The organism is Neptunomonas concharum, assembly GCF_008630635.1.
Classification (GTDB): domain Bacteria; phylum Pseudomonadota; class Gammaproteobacteria; order Pseudomonadales; family Balneatricaceae; genus Neptunomonas; species Neptunomonas concharum.
Genome location: NZ_CP043869.1, coordinates 1,273,660 through 1,299,319 on the forward strand (window position 1 = coordinate 1,273,660; position 25,660 = coordinate 1,299,319).

At 46.8% G+C, this 25,660-nt stretch carries 14 protein-coding genes; 9 read left to right on the forward strand and 5 right to left on the reverse strand.

Going from position 1 to position 25,660, the window contains the following annotated elements:
* Window positions 1-63: 63 nt before the first annotated feature.
* Entirely contained in the window at window positions 64-1,476 is a 1,413-nt protein-coding gene (locus F0U83_RS06005) for an aldehyde dehydrogenase family protein (RefSeq protein WP_138988674.1), read from the forward strand.
* A 78-nt stretch (window positions 1,477-1,554) separates the two neighbouring features.
* Here F0U83_RS06005 and F0U83_RS06010 read toward each other — a convergent pair whose 3' ends face one another.
* Window positions 1,555-7,902, reverse strand: coding sequence for an AAA family ATPase (locus F0U83_RS06010; protein ID WP_138988675.1), 6,348 nt, complete (start codon window positions 7,900-7,902; stop codon window positions 1,555-1,557).
* A complete protein-coding gene (locus tag F0U83_RS06015; protein ID WP_138988676.1) occupies window positions 7,899-8,630 on the reverse strand; it encodes a response regulator in 732 nt (243 codons plus the stop codon). The genes F0U83_RS06010 and F0U83_RS06015 overlap by 4 nt, the downstream gene beginning before the upstream one ends.
* Window positions 8,631-8,906: 276 nt before the next feature.
* On the opposite strand from F0U83_RS06015, the gene peaA reads away from it, so the two are divergent.
* The 8 genes from peaA (at window position 8,907) to F0U83_RS06055 (ending at window position 18,983) form a co-directional block, all read left to right on the forward strand.
* Entirely contained in the window at window positions 8,907-10,508 is a 1,602-nt protein-coding gene (gene peaA, locus F0U83_RS06020; protein WP_420813346.1) for a quinohemoprotein amine dehydrogenase subunit alpha, read from the forward strand.
* A 72-nt stretch (window positions 10,509-10,580) separates the two neighbouring features.
* On the forward strand, window positions 10,581-12,014 hold the full coding sequence (gene peaB, locus F0U83_RS06025) for a quinohemoprotein amine dehydrogenase maturation protein (protein WP_138988677.1): 1,434 nt from the start codon (window positions 10,581-10,583) through the stop codon (window positions 12,012-12,014).
* Between the two features lie 3 nt (window positions 12,015-12,017).
* Window positions 12,018-12,341: a quinohemoprotein amine dehydrogenase subunit gamma gene (gene qhpC, locus F0U83_RS06030; RefSeq protein WP_138988678.1), complete on the forward strand. Its 324-nt coding sequence runs from the start codon at window positions 12,018-12,020 to the stop codon at window positions 12,339-12,341.
* Window positions 12,342-12,353: 12 nt separating this feature from the next.
* A complete protein-coding gene (gene peaD, locus F0U83_RS06035) occupies window positions 12,354-13,481 on the forward strand; it encodes a quinohemoprotein amine dehydrogenase subunit beta (RefSeq protein WP_138988679.1) in 1,128 nt (375 codons plus the stop codon).
* Between the two features lie 100 nt (window positions 13,482-13,581).
* A complete protein-coding gene (locus F0U83_RS06040) occupies window positions 13,582-15,306 on the forward strand; it encodes an ABC transporter ATP-binding protein (protein ID WP_138988680.1) in 1,725 nt (574 codons plus the stop codon).
* Window positions 15,303-15,983, forward strand: a complete 681-nt coding sequence (qhpE, locus tag F0U83_RS06045; RefSeq protein ID WP_138988681.1) for a subtilisin-like serine protease QhpE — start codon at window positions 15,303-15,305, stop codon at window positions 15,981-15,983. The genes F0U83_RS06040 and qhpE overlap by 4 nt, the downstream gene beginning before the upstream one ends.
* 42 nt (window positions 15,984-16,025) lie before the next feature.
* Window positions 16,026-17,381, forward strand: a complete 1,356-nt coding sequence (qhpG, locus tag F0U83_RS06050) for a flavin-dependent monooxygenase QhpG (protein ID WP_138988682.1) — start codon at window positions 16,026-16,028, stop codon at window positions 17,379-17,381.
* Window positions 17,382-17,489: 108 nt separating this feature from the next.
* Window positions 17,490-18,983 (forward strand): SEL1-like repeat protein, encoded by a 1,494-nt coding sequence (locus F0U83_RS06055; protein WP_138988683.1) that lies wholly within the window; start codon window positions 17,490-17,492, stop codon window positions 18,981-18,983.
* 46 nt (window positions 18,984-19,029) lie between these two features.
* On the opposite strand, the gene F0U83_RS06060 is transcribed toward F0U83_RS06055, so the two are convergent.
* From F0U83_RS06060 to F0U83_RS06070, 3 genes are all read right to left on the reverse strand, one after another.
* On the reverse strand, window positions 19,030-20,442 hold the full coding sequence (locus tag F0U83_RS06060; protein ID WP_420813347.1) for a sodium-dependent transporter: 1,413 nt from the start codon (window positions 20,440-20,442) through the stop codon (window positions 19,030-19,032).
* A 203-nt stretch (window positions 20,443-20,645) separates the two neighbouring features.
* Window positions 20,646-21,707, reverse strand: a complete 1,062-nt coding sequence (locus F0U83_RS06065; RefSeq protein WP_138988684.1) for a Leu/Phe/Val dehydrogenase — start codon at window positions 21,705-21,707, stop codon at window positions 20,646-20,648.
* A 30-nt stretch (window positions 21,708-21,737) separates the two neighbouring features.
* Window positions 21,738-25,208, reverse strand: coding sequence for an indolepyruvate ferredoxin oxidoreductase family protein (locus tag F0U83_RS06070; protein ID WP_138988685.1), 3,471 nt, complete (start codon window positions 25,206-25,208; stop codon window positions 21,738-21,740).
* Between the last annotated feature and the right edge of the window lie 452 nt (window positions 25,209-25,660).

Genomic DNA, 25,660 nt, shown 5'->3' on the forward strand with positions numbered 1-25,660 from the left:
ATCTGAATTATGCCAGGCCCTAGGGCTTGGCAAATTTTTTACTCAGGACAAGCAGGTTCTCGTATGAAAAAAGAATACTCGATGATTATCAACGGACAGAAAGTGGCTGGAGGTGGTTCACCATTTTCCGTTATTAATCCCGCTACTGCCACTGAGCTGAGCCAGTGTCCAGCTGCATCATTAGCGCAACTTGATGAGGCAGTGAATGCTGCAGAAGAAGCATTCAAACAGTGGCAGCATGTTTCTCATCAGGATCGCCAAAAAATGCTGCATAGCATTGCTGACAAAATTGAAGAACATGCTGCTGAATTAGCTGAGATTGTGACGCAAGAGCAGGGAAAACCTTTAGGGCTGGCTCAGATGGAAGTCGGTGGCGCAGTGGCTTGGACACGCTATACGGCTGATTTAGAGATTCCTGTTGATGTAATAGAGGATAGCCCGAATAAGCGTATCGAACTTCATCGCAAACCACTAGGGGTTGTCGGATCGATTCTACCTTGGAATTGGCCTTTAATGATCGCGGTTTGGCATATTATGCCCGCGTTGCGCTCAGGCAACACGGTTGTAGTAAAACCCTCTTCAATGACCCCATTTAACACCATCCGTCTTGTTGAGCTGATTAATGAAGTTGTACCAGCAGGGGTTATTAACATCGTCACGGGTGAGGGTGGGTTAGGCCGAGCCATGAGTGGCCACGAGAAGATCAGAAAAATTGTATTTACCGGCTCGACGCCAACAGGGCAGAACATCATGCGTAATGCGGCAGGTAATCTGAAACGCTTAACGCTGGAACTGGGCGGTAATGATGCAGGTATCGTGCTACCCGGTGCTGATGTAGATGCCATAGCGTCAGGAATTTTTCAAACAGCGTTCCTCAATATGGGTCAAACGTGTGCTGCATTGAAACGCTTGTATGTTCACGATTCTCTCTACGAGTCATTAAGCGACAAGCTCATCGCGATTGCCCAGCAGCAGCAAGTGGGGAATGGTATGGATGAAGGTGTAAGCTTTGGGCCTGTTCAAAATAAAGATCAGTATGATCTGGTTAATGAGTTGATCGCTGATGCAAAACGACAGGGTGCCGCTGTACATAGTGGGGCAGCGATACCTGAGGGTTCGGGTTATTTTATCTCGCCGACTATAGTGACAAACGTGTCTGACGGTGTGCGCATTGTTGATGAAGAGCAGTTTGGTCCTGTGCTACCTATTATTCGTTACTCGCATATTGATGAAGCTATTCAGAAAGCTAATGCCAGCGAGAATGGACTAGGGGGATCTGTGTGGGGGAGTGACTTAGAGCAAGCCCAATTAGTCGCGTCACAACTAGAGTGCGGAACTGCATGGATTAACGGTCATGCAGAAGTGTTACCGCACGCTCCGTTTGGTGGATGCAAGATGTCTGGTTTTGGTGTGGAGTTTGGTCTTGAGGGGCTATTAGAGTACACCGTGCCCCAGCTACTGAATATCAATCGTTAGAAAAAGAGCAGCACCTTTCATATCAACTTGGCTCTCCAGTAAGGCGAGTTGTTTAGGCGTTCAATAGAACGCCTTTTTTTATAGTTCAAGCCGGAGGGCGCTTAGAGCCTCTACACTCTCCTCAAAAAGTGCTCTGCTGGTTTCAATTAATGTGATGATATTGAGTGAGTTATCTCTTTCTGTTGTGGCATGATTTTCTATCTGTTTGCATTGGGCTGACAGTGCATGAAAACCAAAATTTGCGGCAGCACCCGCTAGGGTGTGTGCATGTTGTGCCAGCAAATGAGCATCTGACGTGCTCTCTAAATCTCCCAGCAGAGTTCTGGCTTGCGCTTGGAATTGCTCCATTAGCTGGTTAAATCGTTCCTCACCCAGCAGATTTAAATGTTGTTGGATCAGCGAGCTATCTAACAATGTTTCCCCTTCGGGAGCAGGCGCGTTTAAAATTAATTCCGCTTTAGAATAAGGAGTACTTAATACGCGCCTCAACCGTTCATGCTGAATCGGTTTGGCGATAACGTCATCCATACCTGCTGCCAAATAGGAGTCAACCTCTTGCTTTGAAACGGAGGCTGTCAAGGCAATGATGCGAACAAAAGCGCGGTTGGGGTCTGGATGGGCGCGAATTTTTTTGGCGGTCGTCACGCCGTCCATATCGGGTAGATGAATATCCATCAGAATTAAGTCATAGGCATGATCGTTATGCATCGACAGGGCTGTATAGCCATCATCTGCGATAGTCACTCGGTGACCATCTATCTCGAGTAAGCCCGTGGCGACTGCTTGATTTACCTGTGTATCCTCAACGAGGAGAATATCCAAGGGTGCAATAGTGCTAGCTATTGTTTTTTGTGGAGAGTGCTCTGTTGTATCGTTAGGTAAATCAGCTATTGGATAACTCACTTCAAACCAGAAACAAGAGCCGTTGCCTTCATGACTATCGACACCGATTTTGCCCCCTTGCTGTTCGATCATTTGCTTCGTGATAGCCAAACCTAAGCCGGTTCCACCGTACCGCCTTGTTATCGAACTATCTGCTTGTGTGAAGTGTCGGAAAATAGTTTTTTGCGCAGCCTTGCTAATCCCTATACCTGTATCTGTGATTTCAAAACGTATTGTTAGGTCAGTCTCGGTTTTTGTGAGTAGTTTCATGCAAGAGGAGATAACACCTGCATGGGTAAACTTAATGGCATTTGAGAGCAGGTTGATCAAAATTTGGCTAAGGACGCGTCGATCACCACGGACTGAGGGCAGATTGCGATCGATACGTGGTATTAGTTGCAGGGATTTTTCCTGTGCTATGGGGAGAAACAGGTTATAGGCTTCATCGAGTACTTGATCTATTTTGAAGGGCTGTTCCTCCAAGGTAATGTGACCAGATTCAAACTTTGAAAAGTCTAATACATCGTTCAGAATCGAGAGCAGTGATTGGCCTGCGTTATAAATCGTATCAATTTGTGCTGCTTGCTCCGGTTGTAAATTTCCTTTTCGAAGCAGTTGAGCCATACCTAGTATACCGTTCATTGGCGTGCGGATTTCGTGGCTCATCGTAGCCAGAAAACGAGTTTTTGCTTCATTCTCTGCTTCCGCTTTTTGTCTGGCACGTTCCGCGAACTCTTTCGCTTTTCGCTCACTGATATCGGTCAGAGAGCCTTCATAATATTCCAGATTACCCTGTATATCGTTAACTTTTCTGGCTGATATCGAGACATAGATCGGTTCTTTGGAGCGTTTGAGCCAGCGGGTTTCAAAATTAAGAACGCGTTGATGCTGATTCAAGGCTGCCATGAAGGTGAATAAGTCTTGATCATCATAAAAACATTGCGTGGCAATATCTGTAATTTCATCTAGAAAATGGTTCGCTGATGGGTACTCCAGTAAAGATGCTAAAGCAGGGTTGGCTGAGATGAACCGGCCCTCGGGGGCTGCTCTGAATATACCTTCCACAGCGTTTAAAAACAGAGATTTATAATTGTATTCGGATTTTTCTAAACTCTGATAGAGCTTGGCATTTTCTATGGAAATAGCAGCTTGAGCAGATAATATTTGCAGAGCCTCTAGTCGATTTTTATCGAATACATCCCGGCTTTGATTGTTCTCCAGATAGAGCATGGCGGTCAATTTGCCGTGATAGAGAATGGGCAAACATAACAATGACAAAGGCTGCTGTTGAGCGATGTAAGGGTCATTTTTGAACATTTCATGGCGACAAGCGTGGCCTAAAACCACATTCTCTTTTGTTCGGGCAACATAATGGATGATGCTGGCAGGTAAGAGATGACTTCCGGCTTCGAGCGTCAGATTTTCATAAAACTGGGTGTTGCCCTCTAGTTGTGCTTCGGCTTCTATCATCAAGGATTGACGGTTTAAGAGAAGTAGTGCTCTTTGGGCACCTGCATTTTCAATCGCTAAGCCCATTAAACGGCCAAGCAGAGGTTCGAGAACAATTTCGTCTGAGATTGCTTGCGAGGCTTTGATAACAGATGCGACATCGTAGGCGTAGTCTGAAAGTTTATGAGCCTCCGGCTGGGGAGTCGCTTGCGCGAGATAGGTATTCGTTTTTGGTGTAGCAGCGCTCGCTAGGTGAGGGAATTCACGTTCCAATAATGTCTGTTTACTACGAGCTCCCCAAGTAGAGTAGCCCATATAGGCTTGCTCAATGTAATGATGGGCAATGGTTTCTTTTCCCCAGCGCAAATAACAACGCCCGGCGGCTTCGTTGGCGATTGCAAAGTCCAGATGGAACCCACTTTGTTTCGCAAGCGATATGGCACTATCAAACAGGCTCGCCGCTTCGTTGTAGGATAGCTGGTAACTTAGCAACAGTGCTTTTACCAATATCTGGTGATGTTCATGGTTTGCAGGGCAATGAAGCGCCAGTTTGTCTGTTTTTTTAAGGTAGTTTTCGAGAGCCTTTATATGAATTAATTGTTCAGCATCTTTGAGTTGCGACAACAGGTTTAAGCTATTAAGTGCGTGAAGGTAGCGCAAAAATGACTCTGTATAAGTACCGCCAATATAGACGCTCAGTGATAGGGCTTGTTCACTGTAAGCAAAGGCTTCTTTAGGGTGTTGAAATAGAAACGCCAGTAACGATTTGTAAAAGTAGTGCAAACAGATAGCCGTTTTATGGTTATGTTTTTTATGCTCAGCCAACATGATCTCTTCAGTATAGAAGCTACCGTTTAGGTTCAACTCGGCCTTTGGCGCTCTTAAGCTTTCAACGGTTTGCAAAGCCATGAGCGAATAGTGTAAGGATTGCTTTTGCCCCGATTCTTTCAGTTGTAACGTGTATTCTTTAACTTGCTGGCTGAAACTATCTAAGTCAGTGCTCAACAATATAGAGAACTGAATATATGCCGCCAGAGAGTAAGCACTCCACTCGATATCTCCTGTTTCCAGTCCTTTATTGTGAGCTTCCAGTAACGCATCGGCGCATACCGATAAGGGCTCTTTATAATGCCTGATATAGGTACTAAAGAGCGATTCAGCTTTATGATCAAAGCGACTGAATTCGGGTTGTTTCGAAATCTTGAGAGCGAGCTGACCAAGGCGGTACCCTAGGTCAACTTGCTGATATTGGCCGCATAATACGCCGCCGTAGCCTGCGAATGCCATGGCCGACTCATTGCAGAGGCCATGCCTTAGTGTGAGCTCTACCTCTTTTGCCATGACCAACGGGCGTAACCCCGAACTTGAAAATTTTACTATTCCGAACATGCTGGCAAGGATTGACATGGCCGAGCGCGCTTCGGGGTGAGTCATGCTAGGTAACGCTAATATACGCTCATCCGATGTGAGATAAAGTTTAGCCAGAGAATACAGTCTGGATTGGTGGGTGACTCGTTTACTGGGTACTTCTGGAAGCTTTATATTGAGTAAGCTTAATAGATTGAGAGCAACTTCTAGAGCTGAGTCAAAATGATTAGTGGCAACCAAGGCTTGGATTTTTAACTCCTGCAGATGGACGCGATCGTTAACCCTTGTGCAGTAGGGTAAAGCTGCATCAATGAGCAGATGTAAGCTATTAAAATCTGCTTTGATATATGCCGCCTCTGCCGCCAGTTGATGAAGATCTATGGCTAGTTGCTTTTGGCTGTTCCAGCTATCTTGGGGGAGTAAATCAATGCCGGTTTGGAAATAATCAAAAGCTGACTCAAACGCTGCTGCTTCTTTGGCGCGACGACCTGCTTGTAGATTGAGATTTGCCAGCTGTATTCGCTCATCTGGAGCTGTAATAAGCGAGTGTGCTTGATTGAGATGATTGGTTATATCAAATATTCGCCGCCCTTGCTCCTCCTCAGGCAAGCGCTCCAGCATGATTAATCCGATGGTATGATGCAGTGCTTGGATCTTCTCTTGAGGTATCAGTGAATAAGCGGCTTGCTGGACGCGATCGTGCACAAAACGATAGCGCGTTGAGTGTGTCGTTGCCTGGTTGTTTAACTGATTGGTGTTAATAGGAAAAATCAGCCCTTCGGCGAGTGCTTGCCACAAATCGTCGGCGGTATCTTCTATAGACGCTTGATAGACGGCGGCGAGTATGGGCAAAGCCACGGGGTTGCCGATGCAGGCAGCTAGCTGAATGACGGCTTGAGTTTGTGGAGATAAGCGTTGGATTTTATCTACCATGAAGTCGATAACGTTATCCGATATTTCGCAGTCACGAATGGCTTCTTCGCTCCAAACCCAACGGTTCCCTTCGAGAAAAATCAGTTTTTCCTCATAGAGACCCTGAAGAAATTGATTTAAAAAGAAGGGGTTGCCTTGCGTTTTTTCAAAAGAGATACGTGCTAATGGTTCGCACGCTTCAAAAGGATGAGATAACGCATCGCTAATGAACTGTTGAGTATCCTGTTTTGTTAATGGTTCAACCTTAACAAAGGTGACCTGAAGGGGGGCTAACTTCAAACGATGTATAGCGTGTGTAAAAGCGATATTTTGATCAAGGTCTTGATCTCGGTAGCTCCCAATAATAAGTAGGTGGGGGTGTTGCGGATTATTTGCCAGTTTTTCTAGCAGGGTAAGGGAAGAAAGGTCGGCCCACTGTAGATCGTCGAAAAAAAGTACTAAAGGGTGTTCTGCGGTAGCGAATACCTTGAGCATCTGGCGAAAAATATGAGAGAAACGGTGTAGTTCTTCAGAGGGTGACAAGCGAGGCGCTGTGGGTTGCTCACCAATAATGAGTGATAACTCCGGTATCAGATTTAAAATGACCTGGGCATTTTTTCCCAAAGCGGTTTGTAACTCGGTGCGCCATTGCTGGATTCGCTCATCAGACTCTGTGAGCAGTTGGCGGATCAAGATTTGCATCGCTTGATAAACAGCGGTGTAGGGGCGATTTCTATGGTATTGATCGAACTTGCCACCTGCGAACATACCGTGCTGCTGTGAAATATACTGGCGTAACTCATGCACTAGGCTGGATTTTCCGACACCGGCGTATCCTGCGATAAGTGCTAATGATTGTTGGCCATTGGTGGCTTGATCAAAACAGGCATTCAGACGTTCGATAGTGTCCTTGCGCCCATAGAGTGATTGAGGGAGTTCAAATCGCTCGGAGAGGTCCTTTTCTCCCACAGTAAAGGTTGATGTTGAGCTGGTATCTTTTATTTGGCTGCAGTACTCAAGATCATAGTAGAGGCCGTAGCTGGATTGGTAGCGTTGAGCTGCATCCTTAGCCAGTAATTTGAGAATAACCCGTGAAAGCGCAGCGGGTAGGTCGGGATTAACAAGGTGTGGTGCTTTGGGTTGCCGTGCTATATGACAATGTAAAAGCTCTAAATTGTCCTTTTGCGGAAAAGGGCGCTGTCCTGTAAACAACTCATATAATGTCACCCCAAAGCTATAGTAGTCTGTGCGGTAATCAATATATCGATTGATCCGGCCCGTCTGCTCTGGGGCGATATAAGGTAAATTATCTGAATGTGTTTGGGGTGTGCCAAGGGTCGGGTATTCGCGGCTTAAGCGGCTTGCCAAGCTAAAATCGATGATTGTGACTGTTTCGGTGTCGGGGTTGATCAGAAGGTTATCTGGAGTTATCTGTTTATGAATGATTCGAGCATTGTGTATTTGGCCCAGTATCTTTGCAATGTGCAGTGCTGTTCGTAGCCTTTGTGCATAATCCGGTCGTTTGAGGGTTAACCAGGCCCTTAGGTTAATAGAATGGTTATCCCTGAAGATCAGCGTATTACCTCGTTCAGTCGTTTGAAAGCTGATCGGTTGTGAAACGCCGTCAATATTCAGTTCTTTAAGAATGGTGTACTCATGCAGGAGGCGATTGTTTGCGGATGGAAGGTGGGATAGAAGACTGGGTTGCTTGACGATGACCGATTCGAGTGAAGGCTCAGAGGTAGCACGAGATAGGCGGCTGCGCTGGCCTTGATAGATTAACTCTCGATAGATCAGTGTTTGCGCTGTGTTCACGACTGACGAACCTCGCCTGCGAAAACATATCCGGCCCCGTGAGCGGTAAGAATGAAGTGGGGGTTGGATGGCTCGTCAGTGAGTTTTCGGCGAAGACGGCCGATCATGACATCGACGGATCTGTCATTTGGAGTCCATTCACGATCATGAATAGCATCCATTAATTGATCTCTGGATAAGATGACCCCCGGTGCATTAATCAGAGCACAGAGCAGTTTGAATTCGCCCTCGGGGAGGCGCTCGCTAACACTCTCAGGTGATGTTAACAGGCGCTTGTTGGCATCCAAGGTCCAACCTTCAAATTGCCAAAGCTGGTGACTTTCTTGCTGTTTAGCCAATTGACTGTCTTTGACGCGCCACAGTAAGTTTTTAGCTCTTACCAGTAATTCCCGTGGGTTAAAAGGCTTTGTTACATAGTCATCTGCGCCCAGCTCTAAACCGACGATGCGGTCTATCTCATCCCCTTTACTGGTTACCAAAATAATGCCCACGTTAGACACTGACCTCAGCTCACGGGTTAAGGTTAAGCCATCTTTTCCCGGAAGGCTGATATCCAGCAACACTAAGTCAATATGTTCTTGATGCACACGCCCACATAGATCATCGGCCTGCTCTGTCTCTGCAACGGCATAGCCTTCCTTTTCAAAGTAACTTGCCAGCAATGAGCGCGACGCAAAGTCATCTTCGACGATCAATATGCGGTATTTGGTGTTTTTCGGGTGAGTCATGGAAAGATCTTTCTTAGTAAGGAATGGTTTGAGTCTAGCAATCAAGGCGGTTAATGAAAAGCTGGTGGATTTTTATAGAAAAGATATATTTTTATTAATTTTCAATTGGTTAACGGATGATGTTACATTCTGTTACATGTTCAAACAAATGCGCACATATTGCGACTACTTTATTTACACCGCAGGGGTACCTTATCAACATACCTAGTTTGAGTGTTTGCTTTTAGTCATCCATCTGATACTGGGCAACAATAAAAATATCACCGAAAGCCAGGAGTGATAGTCTTGAAAAACACACGTATGAAGCGAGCAGCATACCTCGGTAGTGCCGTGGCCTTACTGAGTATATCGGGTACAGCCTTAGCGGCAGATGGTTTGCAAATCATTAAGAAAAACTGTTTGTCATGCCATACCGAAACAGGTAATTCGGATGCGCCGTTTTCTCGAATCAGTGAACAGCGTAAAACGCCAGAAGGCTGGATGACGACGCTCTATCGGATGAAAACCCAGCGAGGTTTGAATATCTCTCCCGAAGAGGAGCAGGTTCTTATTAAGTATCTATCGGATACGCAAGGATTAGCCCCTTCTGAAACGTTGGCGCAACGTTATATTTTAGAGCGCACTCCGAATAAAGTTGAAGAAGTTGATCCGGCGTATGCTGAAATGTGTACTCGATGTCACTCGGGTGCTCGTTTCGGTATGCAGCGTCGTACCCAAGGAGAGTGGGAGAAACTTGTCCATTTCCATATGGGGCAGTATCCAACGATTGAATATCATGCGCTGGCCCGAGACCGCGCTTGGTTTGATATCGCCTTAAATGACGTAGCACCTAAGTTGGCTGCGGATTACCCATTTAAAGCACAAGCTTGGGATGATTGGGCAGCGAAACCTAAGTCAGATTTAACCGGTAACTGGATGATGAGTGGTTATCTTCCTGAGAAAGGTGACTTCTCGGCACAGCTGAGTGTAATCAAAGAGGCCGATGATCGTTATGTGTTATTGGTTAACGGCACCTATGCTGACGGTAGCAAATTAAATGGCAGCGGAAGTGCAAAAGTATTTACTGGTTATGAATGGCGTGCGTCTCTCATTATCGATGGTCAGGCGTTAAAACAGGTCTTGGCAACTGACGAGCAGGGGATTCGTATGTCGGGCCGGATGTTCGTAAAAGGCTCTGATGAGATCGGCGGCGCAATAACAGCAGTAAAAGCGGGTAGTTCACCTGCTATCGCCGCTGTTAGCCCTACTTATGTCAAGCAGGGCAGTACCCAGACGCTTGTCATTACCGGTGCAAATTTGGATCAGCCTCTCTCTTTTGGAGAAGGACTCGATGCCAAAGTCGTAAGTCAGGCTTCAGATCATATTGTTGTTCAGGTAAAAGCAGGTGCGGATGCACCGGTAGGTATGCGCACACTCAGCATTGGCTCTGCCCGTGTTGAGGATGCCATTGCAGTTTTTGACAAACTGGCGCGTGTTGATATCACACCGAATGATTCCATAGCGCGAATTGGCGGTAACGGTGGCCTTATCCCTAAACAAAAAGCAGTTTATCGTGCTATCGGGTATGCCGCAGGAGCGGATGGTAAACCCGGAACTGAAGATGATCTGAAATTAGGCTACATGCCGGCAAGTTGGTCCTTGAAGCCGTTCGATCAGGTAGCGGAAGAAGACCATGATCTCAAATATGCAGGCAAAATCGATGCGCGGGGTATCTTCACGCCGGGTGATGCAGGCCTAAATCCAGAACGTCGAATGTCCGCCAATAATGTCGGAAACCTGACCGTCGTTGGTACTGTGACGGAGGGTGAACAAATGTTATCGGGTAACGCTCATTTGATGGTGACTGTACAGGACTACGTGAGATCGTTAATCCAATAGTGCTGAATCCATTGTTTTGAAATTAACCTCAAACCAGCCTACTTGGCATAAAACAAAGAAAACGAGGTGAGTATGGGATCTCTGTCACTGGTTAAACCAAATATGCATTTGGTTGACCTGAAATCTCGAACAATGCTGTTTCATGTACCAACCAGCGGCTTATTTGAATTGGATGAAATGAGCCGTGACTTGATTAGTCTGTTTAGCGAACAGAGTGCAGTCACAGCACCAATGATCAAAGAACGTTTCGCCGGTCGATACGCAAGTGGTGAAGTGTTGGAGCTACTTGAAGAGTTTAAAGCGATGGAGATTATCCATGACTCTTCGGGTGTAGCTCGTTTAAACCCAGCACCCAGAAAGGTGAAGCAGTTCCCTTTAACAACGGTCGTGCTGAATGTTAACACTGGGTGTAATTTGAGCTGCACCTACTGCTATAAAGAGGACCTTACAACCCCATCAAGAGGGGAAAAAATGTCGGCGGAAACGGCGATTAAGTCGATTGAAATGTTGCTAAAAGAATCGCCCGATCAAAAGCAATACAACGTTGTCTTTTTTGGTGGGGAACCTTTGACGAATATGCCGATGATTCGTGAGGTTGTTGCTTATTGTGAACGCCGTTTTGCCGACTTAGAAGCCAGAGTCGATTTTACAATGACCACAAATGCGACCTTGTTGACAGAAGAGTTGGTTGATTGGTTCAACGAACACCGATTTGGGCTAACGATCTCTATGGATGGTCCAAAGGCGATGCATGATAAGAATCGCATTACCGTTGGAGGTCAAGGGACATACGAGGTAGTGAAAAAGAAAGTCGCTATGTTGTTATCTCGGTATACGGCTCGTCCTGTCGGATGCCGGGTCACCTTAACCCGTGGTATTACCGATGTGAATACCATCTTTAATCATCTCTACCATGATTTAGGCTTTACTGAAGTGGGGTTTGGGCCCGTTACTTCAGGGGATATTGCTGAGTTCAATCTAACGGGCGATGAAATGACGGAAGTGTTTGCAGGTATGAAGCGTTTGGGCGCCCAGTACTTGGAAGCCGCTTTAGAGAATCGTAATTTTGGCTACGGCAACATGCATCAATTGATGACTGATCTCCATGAGGGTAACAAAAAACAACTGCCATGCGGTGCCGGTGTTGCATTGTTAGCGGTGGATAAAGAGGGTGACTTTAACCTGTGTCACCGATTTACGGGTTCTGACGTTGCCACCTTTGGGGATGTAGATAAAGGAATTGATAAACCGGCGTTAGCTGCCTTTGTGGAGCAGCGTTTGGACAGAAGCGATACCGGCTGTGAAACCTGCCGTATACGCAACATCTGCTCTGGCGGATGCTATCACGAAAGCTACGCAAAATATGGTGATCCTGCGACACCTTCATACCACTACTGTGACCTTTTAAGAGATTGGGTTGATTATGGCGTAGAAGTGTACTCGCAAATAATGCTCAAGAACCCAGGGTTCTTTGATGCCTATGTATCGCCACGAAGAGGTACTTAAAGCATGAAACATTTAAAGTCGTTTAATAAGAAAGCAAAAATGTTGGATGTCGCGGTAGGTCAGGGCGATGTTGAAGAAGTGGTCGCGATGCAGACGATTGTTGGCTGTACCTCAACCAACGACCCCGGTTGGGAAGTGGATGCTTTTGGTGGTTTAGGCTCGCTGTGCCAGCCGATGGAGTCTGATCTTTATGGATGTGCTGATGCCTGCTGGTGGCCGGCTCAGGTCCCCGACACGATGAACACCCATCCAGACTGGTCTCAAGACGTTGCTAAGGCGGATAAAGACTGGCGCAAAATTGATGGTATTTTCCCAGAGTCTGAATAAGGAGGCCGGTGAATGAAATTTATAAATATGATGAAGCCCCTTAAAGCCTTGGGCATAGCGGTAACGGGCGGGGTCTTAATGAGTGGCGGTATGACTGCGCAAGCTTCAGAGATGCATGAGTACTTGCTGACGGTAACGCGCCCTAATCAGCTACACGTTATTGATACCGAAACGGATAAATTAGTGCGCAGCTGTGATGTGCCAGGTATTTTCGGTAATGGCGGAATAGCAACCTCACCCGATGGACGTGTTGCATATGTCTTGAGTGGAAAGTGGGAAGATGTTTACGGTATTGATATTACCGACTGTCAGTTGGTTTTCTCTGCAAAACAATCCAGTAAAACCGAGCAAGTTAAAACGATCATTTCGATGACAGTCAGCCCCGATGGTAAGGAACTCTACACGGTGCAAAATCCTGTCAAACTTCATTCTGATCATTTTGAAGTACAGACACCTCGTTTGGCTGTCTTCAACACTGCTGATGGCATGGATGCCAAACCTGTTAGAACGTTTCCCGTTGATCGGCGCATTACCAAGCTGGGGCGTCTAGATTCGGGTGAAGTCATTCTAGGTGGTGGTGATGTGAAAGCGATTGATCCGAAAACAGGTGAAATCCGCACGTTAGCTAAACTTCAAAACTGGGATCGAAGCCCGGAAAAGTGGGTACCACCCGATGCTTTCCAAATGCATACGATGGGAGAACACATTGGTGAATATATCATGCCGTATTTCACCATTAAGTGGAACGGCGACCCTGGTGACATGGAGAAAGCGGAGTTCCTGTGGGGGATGACACGTATCGATACCAAGACAGGTGAGGTAGAAAGCGGAGAAGTGCTTCCATTTGAGTTTATTGTCTTTAACTGGGTCACTGATCCAAATAATAAAGATATTGTGTACGGTTCTTTCAACACCTTGTCTAAGCATAATGTGAAGGAGGGTAAAACCTTGGCGGTTCACAACTTGGAGCATACTTACTACAACCTCAACATGTTAGAGGATGGCAGCAAGATATACGTTGGAGGCACATCCAGTGATATTTCGGTTCATGACCCCGAAACATTGGAGAAAATCGGTTCGATACAGCTCACGGGAGATATGTCGACATCCGACTTAAGGATTGCAAAGTTACGTCTGTGACGTTAGTTTCAAACTATAGCTTCAACAAAAAATAATAATATAAGGGGCGATGTAACATCGTCCCTTTTTTTATGGGTGCCTCCCATAGTTTGGATCAATGATGCTTCGATGGATTTCACGAACGGTTGCCAGTGATCAACCCGAGCAATTAGAGAAAGCGTTTCGCTGGCTATACAGCTTTGTGAAGCCTCAAAGCCAAGCAATTGGTGGGTTGCTTCTCCTATCTGTGCTTGCTTCTATGCTGGTGCTTTTGCAGCCTTGGTTAACAAAAACATTAATCGATGACGGCTTAATTGCCAAAGATTATGGCACGTTAGTCAGTGTGGCTTTACTGATGATCTCGGTAGGTATTATTAGTACGGCGTTATCCGGTGTGACGCGTTATTTGCACACTCGTTTGTCTGGGCGAATTCTGTTCTCCCTTCGCGATAATATCTATCATCATTTACAAACCCTTTCACCTAGCTTCTACGGAAAGCGGCGGATAGGTGACCTATTGTCTCGTTTGGATGGTGATGTTGCCGAAATTCAGCGCTTTTCAGTAGATAGTTTATTCTCCGCCGTGAGCAGTGTATTAGGGTTGCTAGGGTCGGTGGTTATGTTGCTCGCTCTCTCTTGGAAACTATCGCTCTTGGTGCTGATTTTGATCCCCCTTGAAGTGCTCTGGCTGCGTTGGATGCGACGAAAAGTCGAAGTGAAGGTGCGAACCATTCGAGAACGTTCGTCTGACTTGTCGAGCTTTTTGGTTGAAACCCTACCGGCTATGAAGTTTATCCAGTCGGTTGGGCAGGAGGAGCGAGAGCGAGATAGACTAAACACGCTGAACGAAAACTATTTAGGTGATCTGCTTAAGCTTCAGGTGACGGAGTTCTTTACGCAAGCGATACCGAGCACCTTGACTTCACTAACCCGCGCGTCTGCTTTTCTTATTGGTGGATACTGGGTTATTGAGGGTAGTTGGCAATTGGGCTCTTTAATCGCTTTTTCCACTTATTTGGGTATGGCGGTTGGACCGGTTAACAGCCTGCTGGGCTTGTATGTTGCGATTCAGCGTATGAGTGTGAGCTTGGGGCGGGTCAACGAACTGAGGTTGGAGCAGCCAGAGATTCCGCATGACGATACATGGCAGCCATTGCCTACAACGGTAGTCGGTGAGCTGCAATTGACGGGACTAAGCTTTTCCTACCCAGGTCGAGAACAATTAATCCTGTCCGATGCTTCTGCCTTTATACCCGCTGGTAGTAAAGTTGCCTTGAGTGGTTCATCAGGTGTCGGCAAGTCCACCTTAATTGACCTTTTGCAGCGCTATTATGATCCACAAGCGGGAAGTATTCAGATAGATAGCATTGATATACGCACGATTAGCCCTTTCATGCTTCGCAAAGCGATTGCTGTGGTCAGCCAGGATATTGTCCTGTTTAGAGGCTCGCTTCGAGAAAATATCCGTTATGCCAACCCTGACGCAAATGATCATCAAGTTGAGAAGGCGGCTGAGCAGGCTCAGTTGCTTGGTTTGATTTCAGAGCTACCTCAAGGCATTGATAGTGTGATTGGCGAGCGCGGGCAGCAACTGTCTGGTGGCCAGCGGCAGCGTATTGCCATTGCTCGTGCACTGCTACAAAACCCTATTATTTTGGTTTTGGATGAGGCGACGGCTGCCGTTGATGAAGTAACTGAAACACAAGTTATTGATGCCGTTGATCAGTTATTTGCAGGTCGCACGCGTATCTTAATTAGTCATCGAGCCTCAACGTTAGCGGGTGCTGATACATGCTTAACACTTGTGGATGGTAAATTGTTATCCAATGGTGAGCTTACCGCATGAATGAGCGCGTGCGGGTGGGGATTGTCGATAGTGGGTACCGTGACACGCAAATGGCGATGGTTGAGGATAGCGCTGCTTTTATACTGCACGAGGATGCGCTGTGGATGGATGAGCCTTCAGAGGACTTAATCAACCATGGTTCTCGTATATTGGATATTATCCATTACCACGCTCCTGAATCGCTGTTTTACGTTGCACAGGTGTTTAGTCAGAAAAACACTACGACAGCGGCACAAGTTGCCGCAGCAATCGACTGGCTAGTTAACCAGCAAGTGAGGGTGATTAATTTAAGTTTGGGTTTGCGAGATGATCGGCCAGTTTTGAAAGAAGCCGTTGAAAACGCATTGAACGCTGGGGTGGTTATGTGCGCGTCAGCGCCAGCGCGCGGAGATCCCGTGTACCCATCAGCGTATGAAGGTGTGCTAAGAATGACGGGGGACGCTCGTTGTGATTTGGAAGAGCTTTCTTGGCTTAATACCCAATATGCTGATTTTGGTGGTCATGTACTGGGTTTTGATCAGAAGCAACAAGCCGCGGGTGCGAGTTTAGGGTGTGCTCATATGACCGGACATGTAGCACGCTTGCTGCATATCATGACTGATCCAAACCGCGATGCGATTTACCAGGCCTTACAGCAACAAGCAAAATATATTGGACCAGAACGGCGTTTCTCATAAATTCGCATAAACTATAGACACCATCACTGAGAGTTGAACGTTATGACAAACGTTGGAACAGTCGAAGCAACACCCATTGTCGTTCTGGGTGCAGGTCCTGCCGGTGGCGCGGTTGCGCTTGGGCTTAAGCAATTGGGCTACACACACGTCACGGTGGTTGGAGAGCCACGACCTTTTAGTGCGTTGGAAGGTATCTCTGAACGGGTCGTTGAGGGTCTCCGCAATGCAGGTTTTTGTCATGCTTTAGATAAAATTCCTGAGCCTTCTGCACGCTTTGTAACTTGGAATGGTGTATCCAGCCAAGCGAATACCGAAAGATTGATTGATCGTAGTGCCTTTGACTCAGCTATCTTAATGGATCTGGCTATGCAGGGTATTCATGTCATCCAAGGAAGAGTGAAGGAGGTAGAGACTTCCTCTTTGGGCCACCGAATCTCAATTGACTCATCAGGGCAAATGATAGAGGTTGAGGCAACATTTTTAGTTGAAGCGAGAGGGCGAGCTGCGCCTTCTGCAAAACAGAAGCGTATCAGAGGCGCAGAAACGGTTTCTATTCTGCAATACTGGCAAGGTGAGGTTGAAGAGAGGCGCTCGGCGGTAGAAAGCTTTCCTCAAGGGTGGGCATGGATGGCAATGGATGAAAAAGGTAAGCGCTATTTGCAGCTTACTTTTGATGTTGCATCGGCTGTTCTTCCGGAAAAGTCGCGCTTGCCTGAGTTTTGCCTTGAAAAGCTTAATACATTAGAGCAAGCACGGCCCTTTATTGAAAATGCCAGCTACAGCGGTGAAATGCATGCCCGCACCAGCACCCCCATCTTATGTCAAGAGTCGATTGGGGATAATTGGATTCGGGTCGGTGATGCCGCTATGGCTGTCGACCCACTATCCGGTAATGGTATCTTTCAAGCACTTTCCTCGTCATTACAAGCTCCAGCCGTCATTAATACACTGTTGCGCGAGCCTGAGAGAGCGTTGTTGGCGCAACGTTTTCATCAACTGAGGGTGACGGAACTGTTCTTCCGGTTTGCTAGAATTGGCCGTGATTTCTATGCTACAGAAAAGCAGTGGGCTGATAGCTCTTTTTGGGAAACGCGCATCCACTGGCCAGATAACCAGCCGATACACATGGAGCCTGATATCAATAAACTGCAGGTGAAAACCCTGCCCGTCGTTAACCAAGGGCTGATTGATGCGGTAGAGGTAGTTACATCCCCAGACCAACCATTAGGGATTTGGCACCTTAATGGCGTGCCGTTAGCTCCATTTGTTCAGGCTTATCAATCTCAGGGAATTATTTCTGCATTACGTAGTCAATGTCGTGATATGAATCTTACACCTGAGCAATCTCGATCTATTTTTCAATGGTTTGCTGCGCAAGGAGCAGACTTAGATGGGTAGGGTAAATTTTAATTTTTTGAGATGTAGCCATTCCTATAGGCAGCATGTAGGATAGTGGGCTAAGGTTTTGTTCTACAATGCATTCGATCTAAAACGGAATAAAGCGCAGTGCAGTCAACTTTCAAAACAGGATTTATTTTATTCAGCTCGCTTTTAGCGAGTTCTGTCTATTTATCTGCGGCTCCTTATCAGGAAAAGCAGCTCACCTGCCGTGTAGATGGTAGTAATAGTGTTATTGATTCCGTTGACCCAGCCGCGAGCTTTCGTTTAGGCCTCAATTACGAATTGGGAGAAGGTGTAAAGCAAGACTCGACCCAAGCCTTCGATTGGTACTGCAATGGGGCGTTACAGAAACATGGCGACTCGCAACTTAAAGTTGCATTGATGTTACTTGAGGGTAAGGGCACCTCGAAAGATATTCCTAAAGGGATGCATTGGCTGAACCGCGCGGCTAACAACAGTAATCATGATGCACAGCTAGCATTGGGTATTCTGTTAGTCGATACTGACCCTGTCCGAAGTGCGGTGCTTTTTAAGCGCTCAGCCGCTGCGGGTAATCTTTATGCTAACCATCGTTTAGCCGAGCTGCATTACTATGGTATGGGTGTGCCGCAAGATTTTGCTAAGGCACAAGAGCTATCTGAGTTGGGGGTTGCTGAAGGGTTTGATAAAAGCCGAGAATTACTCACCCGTATTCGCGTAAGGCAGCAGGTGGTTTCTAATCCGCCCACGCCTACCGTTAAAGCCCCTGCTGTTGAAACACCACCTACTATTGAGGCAAAAGGTGGTAACGATATCGTGGCAGCAGCAGATGTGCCAGCAGAGGCCCCAGTGGTAAATAGTGCTGGTACAATACCCGTCTCTAGTTCAGTGGAAACTGAAAAATCCAACAATGTACTGAAAAGCTTATTATCTGTTTTTCCTTCATTAGCAGGTCTTTCCTCAACAGATAAGTCTAAAGATCAGCCACAGATAGAAGTAACTACTTCGCAAGCAATTCCCCAGCTTGATGAGCCTGAAGTCGTTGTAAGCGCCGTAGAAGGGGCTGCTCCTGTGGAGGTCGTCGAAGTTACATCAGAACTAAAACCAGAACTTAAACCAGAGTCAGAAACAGCACCGCTGGAATTAGGTAAATCCTTACAAGATCAGTTGGTTGAGGCTGCAGCGGCAGAAGAAAAAGCATTAAAGCAAGAGACTCCCTCTGTAAGAGAGCAGCGTGTGGAGCCCGTTCCTGTTGTTGAGTCACTGGCTACTCAAAAGACGGCACAACCCGTCTCGCAGCCACTCGATGCGGATCAGTATCGTCGTGGTGTTGATTGGATAAGTCAGCAACCGGAGATGCGCTACGCTATTCAGTTGGTACAAGCCAGCCAAGTGGATGGCATACTTAAATACATTCGCAAGCATGGTTTAGAAGACAAGTCTTACTACATCCATGCACTGCAAGATGGTGAATATCGCTATATTCTGCTTTATGGTGATTATCCAAATAACAAAACCAGTAAGGCGGTTGCTAAGACGCTGCCAGATGGTGTGCAAAAGTCAGGGTATTGGATTAGAACCTTTGGTGATTTGCGGCGTAGTTATGTAATTAGTCGGTAAAAATAAAAAAGGAGTCGTTTTAAGACTCCTTTTTTGATGGTTTTTATCAACTAAGATTATAGATAAAGACTGTGGCTACAGCGATGGGGGTAATAAATTTCAATACAAACATGAAACTCTGGTAAGCCGCGCCTTCTCCAAGTCCAAGTTGGTTTTTGACGGCTTGTTTGCTCATAAACCAGCCTGCAAAGATCGCGATAAATAGACCCCCTAAAGGCATCAGTAAATTGGCAGTAACGTAATCGAGCAGATCAAAGACAGTTTTACCTTCGAACGCGGGAATAAACTCCAATGGGAAGAAGTTAGCCCACTCGTTAAATGATAAAATCGTCATCATGCCGAGTAGCCAAATCGAGATACCGCCGATCAGCGCGCCGGAAAGGCGGCTAATGCCTTTCTGCTCTTCCAGCCACTCAACGACAGGCTCAAGCAAAGAGATAGCCGATGTTACGGCGGCAACGACTAATAATGCAAAAAACAGCGAGCCAAATAGAACACCACCTGTCATTTGTCCAAAGGCAAGGGGTAATGTCTGAAAGATCAGACCAGGGCCCGCACCTGCTTCCAACCCATTCGCAAACACGAGGGGAAAAATAGCTAACCCGGCTAATAAAGCGACCGCTGTATCCACAATGGAAACCGTTACTGCTGTTTTAACAATGGATACCTTCTTAGGCAGATAAGAGCCATAAGCCATCATAACGCCCATACCTAGGCTTAATGTGAAAAAGGCATGGCCTAATGCAGTTAGAACACCTTCAGTACTGAGTTTTGAAAAATCTGGCTGAAATAGGAAGTTAAAGCCTTGCATAAACTCGCCACTATTGAGCGCGTAGCCAACCATCACGAGTAAGAGAAGAAACAGCAGTGGCATTAAAATGTTAATTGCCTTTTCCATGCCAGAGCGAATACCGCCAGCTACGATCACAATGACGAGCACCATGAATACAGAGTGCCAAAGTAAAAGTGTCCAAGGGTCTGACAAAAGCCCACCAAACATAGCACCAATATCATCGGCGGATGCGCCTGAGAAAACACCGCTTACCGCATGTCCGGTGTAGGAGAGTGCCCAACCACCAATAACGGAGTAGAAGGATAGAATCAGGAATGAGCATACAATACCCGTCCAACCGATCCAGCTCCAGCGCTGGGAGAGTCCATCCCGTTGGGCGAGCATACGCATGGTGTTAATAGGGCTTCGTTCACCACGCCGCCCTATCATAACCTCGGCAATCATAATGGGAATGCCGATAAGGGCGATACAAAGCAAGTAGACGATAACAAAGGCACCGCCACCGTTTTCGCCAGTAATGTAAGGAAACTTCCAAATATTCCCAAGTCCAACAGCAGAGCCGCTGGCAGCAAGAATAAAAGCAAGTCGAGAAGACCACATAGGGTGATCTTTACGTGCTTCCGCCACGGAAGCATCTTCGGTATAGGTTTGGCTAACTTCAGTCACACTGGATCTCCACTTAGTTATTTTTATCGTGTATCGAGATAATTTGAATACTTAGTTTAGGGCTTTTACACTGAAAGGTGCTTGCTAATACATTTGCAATGTAGGTTTGATTTGAAACAAAATTTCAACAAAAGACCCTAAATGTTGTAATTGTTTTAAAAATAGAAGGATGGATAAAACCATCCCTCTCAAACAGAATTCTTTTACACAGTAGAAAGAATGAAGCGCTCCTCCGCTAGCTGATTAGCTATTGCGCCGGTAGCGAGTCCAGATTCATCAGAGCGAATAAAAATCTCTGCTAGGGTTTCAGCGATGGTTTCAATATGCGCGGTCACTTTTGCGGGTGTATGACCAACTCGCTCATAGAAGATGTCGATGATGCCGCCTGCATTGATGGCGAAATCCGGCGCATAAAGAATACCGCGTTCTTTCAGCATCATGTCATGATGGGCGGATTCCAATTGATTGTTAGATGCCCCAGCGATGACCTGTGCTTTAATGGTAGGTATCGTTTTGTCGTTCAAAATGGCACCTAACGCGCACGGTGCAAGAATGTCGACATCAAGGGATAAAATATCGGCAGCCGATACAGCTGTCGCATTTAATTTTGAAACGGCTTTATCCACCTGTTCTTGATGGATGTCTGTGACGTAGAGTTCTGCCCCAGCGACATGCAAGTGTTCTGCCAAGCGATATCCCACATTGCCAACCCCTTGGATCGCTACTTTTAAGCCTGTCAGGTCATCTCGGCCTAATTTGTGCTTCACAGCGGCCTTAAGGCCAATAAAGGTGCCGTACGCGGTTGCTGGAGAAGGGTCGCCATTACTTAACTGCCCATCAATACCTGTACGTTCGGTTACGCCGGCTACGTATTGGGTATGGCGTCCCATTATCTGTAAATCAGGCACACTGGTCCCGGAGTCCTCTGCAGCGATATAGCGGCCGCTTAAGCTTTCTAGGCAACGCCCCATCATCTCTAATAATGCTTCGGTTTTATGTGCTCTGGCATCACCGATGATAACGGATTTTCCACCGCCTAAATCCAGATTGGCGAGCGCCGATTTGTAAGTCATGCCTTTTGAGAGTCTGAGTACATCCCGTAAGGCTTCTTCATCGCTTGCATAGTTCCACATGCGACAGCCGCCAAGTGCTGGACCTCGATTACTGTTGTGAACGGCGACGATGGCTTTAAGGCCAGTTTTAGCATCATGGAAGTAGTTGACCTGTTCGTGCAGATCAAATTCTGGGTGACTGAAAACGGACATAGATACCTCTTAATTCCTTACTCAAATGAATTAGCTTAATGCTGTAGCCTGTACGCTGAACGTTGGTTCAGCACTGAGTTGGGCTCTTAAATCACGACGCTTTAGTTGTGCTTTTTCATAGTTAACGTCTTTTACAGGCCCATAACCCCGGATGGTCTCAGGCAGTGAGGCAAGTTGCTGTGCTAACCCGTAATTATCGTTACTAAGAGTGCGTTCAATGAGATTCAGATCGTCCTCATACTCTGCAATGATTCTGCGCTCTAAGCGGCGGTCAGCGGACCAGCCAAAGATATCCAGAGGTGTGCCACGTAGCCCTTTCATGCGTGAAAGCATGCGAAATAAAGGGAGTATTTTTTCGCTATAAGTGCGCTTACGAGGGCGGCCGCCGTGCTTATCTTTACGAGAGAGTAGTGGGGGAGCCAAGTTGAACTCTAATGTGAATTCGCCTTCAAACTGGGCGGCAAGCTCATCTCGAAAACTATCGGATGTCATTAATCGAGCCACTTCATATTCATCTTTATATGCCAACACTCGGCTGTACTGCTTGGCAATCAGGTGGCTTAGATGTGTTTTGCCAGTTTTATTTTTCTCATTAAGTTTGAATGCTTCTACACGGGCGCGAAAGCGCTCTGCTAAAGCGTCATTCTGATAGGCCTTCAGGTGCTTTACTTCGCGTTCTATTTGCTCGTCAAGCGAAGGCAGTATCTGTACTGGCTGAATATCCCTTGTTGGATTAATCAGGGCGTTGACTGCATCTGGTTGGTGAGCAGCGCAGCGTCCCCACAGGAAGGCTTTCAGGTTTGCATTAACTGAAGCACCATTGAGTCGAATGGCTTGCTCAATGGATTCTCTTTGCAAGGGTATTAAGCCCTTCTGCCATGCATAACCGACGGTAAACAAGTTAACGGCCATGCCATCGCCCATTAAGTCTGTTGCTAGACGCGTTGCATCAAAACAAAAAGTGCCTTCTGGTCGTGCGGTAGATTCAATCACCGCTTGCATTTCGGGATTTGGTATATGCAAGTCTGGATCTCGGGTAAAGGCCGCTGGCATCGTTTCGTGGTTGTTGATAATCGCGAAACTACGTTGGCGATCAAGTTTGCCTAAAGCTTCCTCACTTGCACCTACCATTAAATCAAAACCAATTAACAGGTCTGTTTCACCGGCTGGTATGCGAACGGCATGGATCTTCTCTTGCTCAGGAGCGATTCGAATATGGCTCATAACGGCGCCAAATTTTTGTGCGAGACCAATTTGATCCAGTACGCCCACACCTTTTCCTTCTATATGGGCGGCCATACCTAGCAAGGCGCTGACGGTAACCACGCCGGTTCCACCCACGCCAGTGAGCAACACGTTATAAGGTGTGGTTGGGGATGGGATAACCGGCTCTGGCAAATTAGCGGCAGGAGGCTCGGCATTTAATCCCGGCGCTTTGCGCAGGGTTCCACCTTTGACGGTTACAAAGCTTGGACAAAAACCACGCACGCAGCTGAAGTCTTTGTTGCAAGCGGATTGGTCGATTTGGCGTTTACGACCCTTGTCTGTTTCTTTTGGAAGCACTGATAGACAATTGGATTGTACACCGCAGTCGCCGCAGCCTTCACAGACTTCACTATTGATCACAACACGTTTGTCTGGATCAGGCATTTGACCGCGCTTACGACGTCGACGCTTCTCCGCTGCACATGTCTGGTCATAAATTAATGCGGTACAACCTGCGATATCTCTTAATTCACGTTGTACGGCGTCTAAATCGTCACGATGATGGAATGTGACGCCATCGGCAAAGTCTGCGCGACTTGGGTATTTGTAGGGCTCATCGCTAACGATCGCAATACGGCGAATACCTTCACCAAAGAGCTGGTGGGTGATTTGCTGCACAGTTAACTGACCATCTACCGGTTGGCCACCAGTCATAGCAACGGCATCGTTATAGAGAATTTTATAGGTAATATTGGCTTTGGAAGCCACAGCAGCACGGATGGCTAATAATCCTGAATGGAAGTAGGTGCCATCGCCAAGGTTTTGGAAAACGTGGTGATTGTTGGTAAAAGGGGCTTGGCCGATCCATGTTGCGCCTTCACCGCCCATTTGTGTAAAGGTATCAGTGTCTCGATCCATCCATGTAGCCATATAGTGGCAGCCAATTCCACCTAGCGCTTTGCTGCCTTCTGGAACGCGGGTGGATGTATTATGCGGGCAGCCAGAGCAGAAATGAGGTGTACGTTCTACGAGAGAGCGGGGCTTAGCCAGCTCAGCTTCTTTAGCGCATAAGAAAGCAAGGCGTGCGGCGACTTTTTCGCTTTGATAGAAAGGTGCAATGCGTGACGCAATGGCGCGAGCGATCATTGCCGGTGTTAACTCCCCCAAGGTTGTCAGCAGCTCGTTGCCTAACTCATCTTTCTTACCAACAATGCGAGGGCGTTTATCATCTTGCCAACTGTAGAGGTAGTCTTTTATCTGATCTTCAATTACTCCGCGCTTTTCTTCGACGAGTAAAAGCTCAGGTGTGCCTTGTGCAAACGTACGAATGCCTATGGGCTCTAACGGCCAAACCATGCCTACTTTATAGAGTTTGATCCCTAGCTGACTCGCCATTTCATGACTAATGCCCAGATCTTCTAGTGCTTGTAGTACATCCAAATAAGACTTGCCGGTGGTGACAATACCAAGCTTCGGTTGTTGGCTATCAATAATCGTTTTATCTAACTGATTAGCGCGACAAAACGCCTCCGCTGCTTTGAGTTTGTAAGTATGCAGACGTGCTTCTTGCTGCATCGGTTTATCAGGCCAGCGGGCATTAAGACCATCCTCTGGCAGATCAAAATCAGTAGGGGTGTTGATGGTTATTCGGCTAGGATCAAGATCCGCAGAGATAGATGAGTCCATCACTTCTGCAAGTGTTTTAAAACCAACCCAACAGCCGCTATAGCGAGACATCGCCCAGCCATAGAGTCCGAAGTCGAGCATCTCCTGGATACCTGATGGATAAAGCACAGGCATCATGGCATCCATGAAGGCATAATCACTTTGATGAGGTAGTGTGGACGATTTACATGCATGGTCATCTCCCGCTACGGCTAATACGCCGCCATGTTGGGATGTACCAAACGCATTGGCGTGTTTTAGTACGTCGCCGGTACGATCTACACCAGGGCCTTTTCCATACCAAAGACCAAAAACGCCATCGTACTTGGCTCCTTCAAAAACATTAACCTGCTGAGACCCCCAAACATGGGTTGCCCCTAAATCTTCATTAATACCTGGCTGAAAGTAGATGCGATGCTTTTCTAGGTATTTTTTAGCCTGCCATAGGGTCTTATCGAAGCCACCTAACGGTGACCCGCGATAACCGGAAATAAACCCAGCTGTGTTCAAGCCCTGGCGCTTATCTAATTCGCTTTGTAACATAGGAAGGCGTGTTAACGCTTGGCTTCCGGTCAGATAAACGCGGCCGGTTTCTAATTCCCATTTATCATTAAGAGTAACATCTTTCATCGATAGCTCCTCAGCACGGCGATGAATCAGACGACCTGAAAACGCTATGACCGCAGTACATAGGGGGAGTCAATGTCGGTGTCCGATCTGTCTGAGCCGTGTCTGGTTGAAAAAACAGTACGGTTAAGCCAGTCAGCAATCAGCCCTGAAGGTCAGATTCGCTAATATAGGGCTGGCAGAGGTCAGACGGAATAGGTGTTAGCTTGCCAAGTCGGTGTCTTGGTAAGTTGTTAGAGTCGTTGTGAAAAGCGGAATAGGAAGAGTAGCGAGAGAAAAGTACGCAAACACACGGTAGTTGGGTTGTCATTAGGGCATACCTCAAACGATTACTGGATCTCAGCAATGGTTCAACTTTTGTTATTTTTATCCGGCCGGTAGGCAGGTGTATGTGTGGGCTCTTGTGAAGCTCATGTGGCAAAGATAGGTTAACTTTTAATCGAGGTCAATAGTTT

Coding starts and splice junctions, on each gene's coding strand:
- qhpC (WP_138988678.1), top strand. CDS start 12,018: ATGAAACATTTAAAGTCGTTTAATAAGAAAGCAAAAATGTTGGATGTC.
- peaB (WP_138988677.1), top strand. CDS start 10,581: ATGGGATCTCTGTCACTGGTTAAACCAAATATGCATTTGGTTGACCTG.
- F0U83_RS06005 (WP_138988674.1), top strand. CDS start 64: ATGAAAAAAGAATACTCGATGATTATCAACGGACAGAAAGTGGCTGGA.
- F0U83_RS06065 (WP_138988684.1), bottom strand. CDS start 21,707: ATGTCCGTTTTCAGTCACCCAGAATTTGATCTGCACGAACAGGTCAAC.
- F0U83_RS06040 (WP_138988680.1), top strand. CDS start 13,582: ATGCTTCGATGGATTTCACGAACGGTTGCCAGTGATCAACCCGAGCAA.
- qhpE (WP_138988681.1), top strand. CDS start 15,303: ATGAATGAGCGCGTGCGGGTGGGGATTGTCGATAGTGGGTACCGTGAC.
- peaD (WP_138988679.1), top strand. CDS start 12,354: ATGAAATTTATAAATATGATGAAGCCCCTTAAAGCCTTGGGCATAGCG.
- qhpG (WP_138988682.1), top strand. CDS start 16,026: ATGACAAACGTTGGAACAGTCGAAGCAACACCCATTGTCGTTCTGGGT.
- F0U83_RS06070 (WP_138988685.1), bottom strand. CDS start 25,208: ATGAAAGATGTTACTCTTAATGATAAATGGGAATTAGAAACCGGCCGC.
- F0U83_RS06015 (WP_138988676.1), bottom strand. CDS start 8,630: ATGACTCACCCGAAAAACACCAAATACCGCATATTGATCGTCGAAGAT.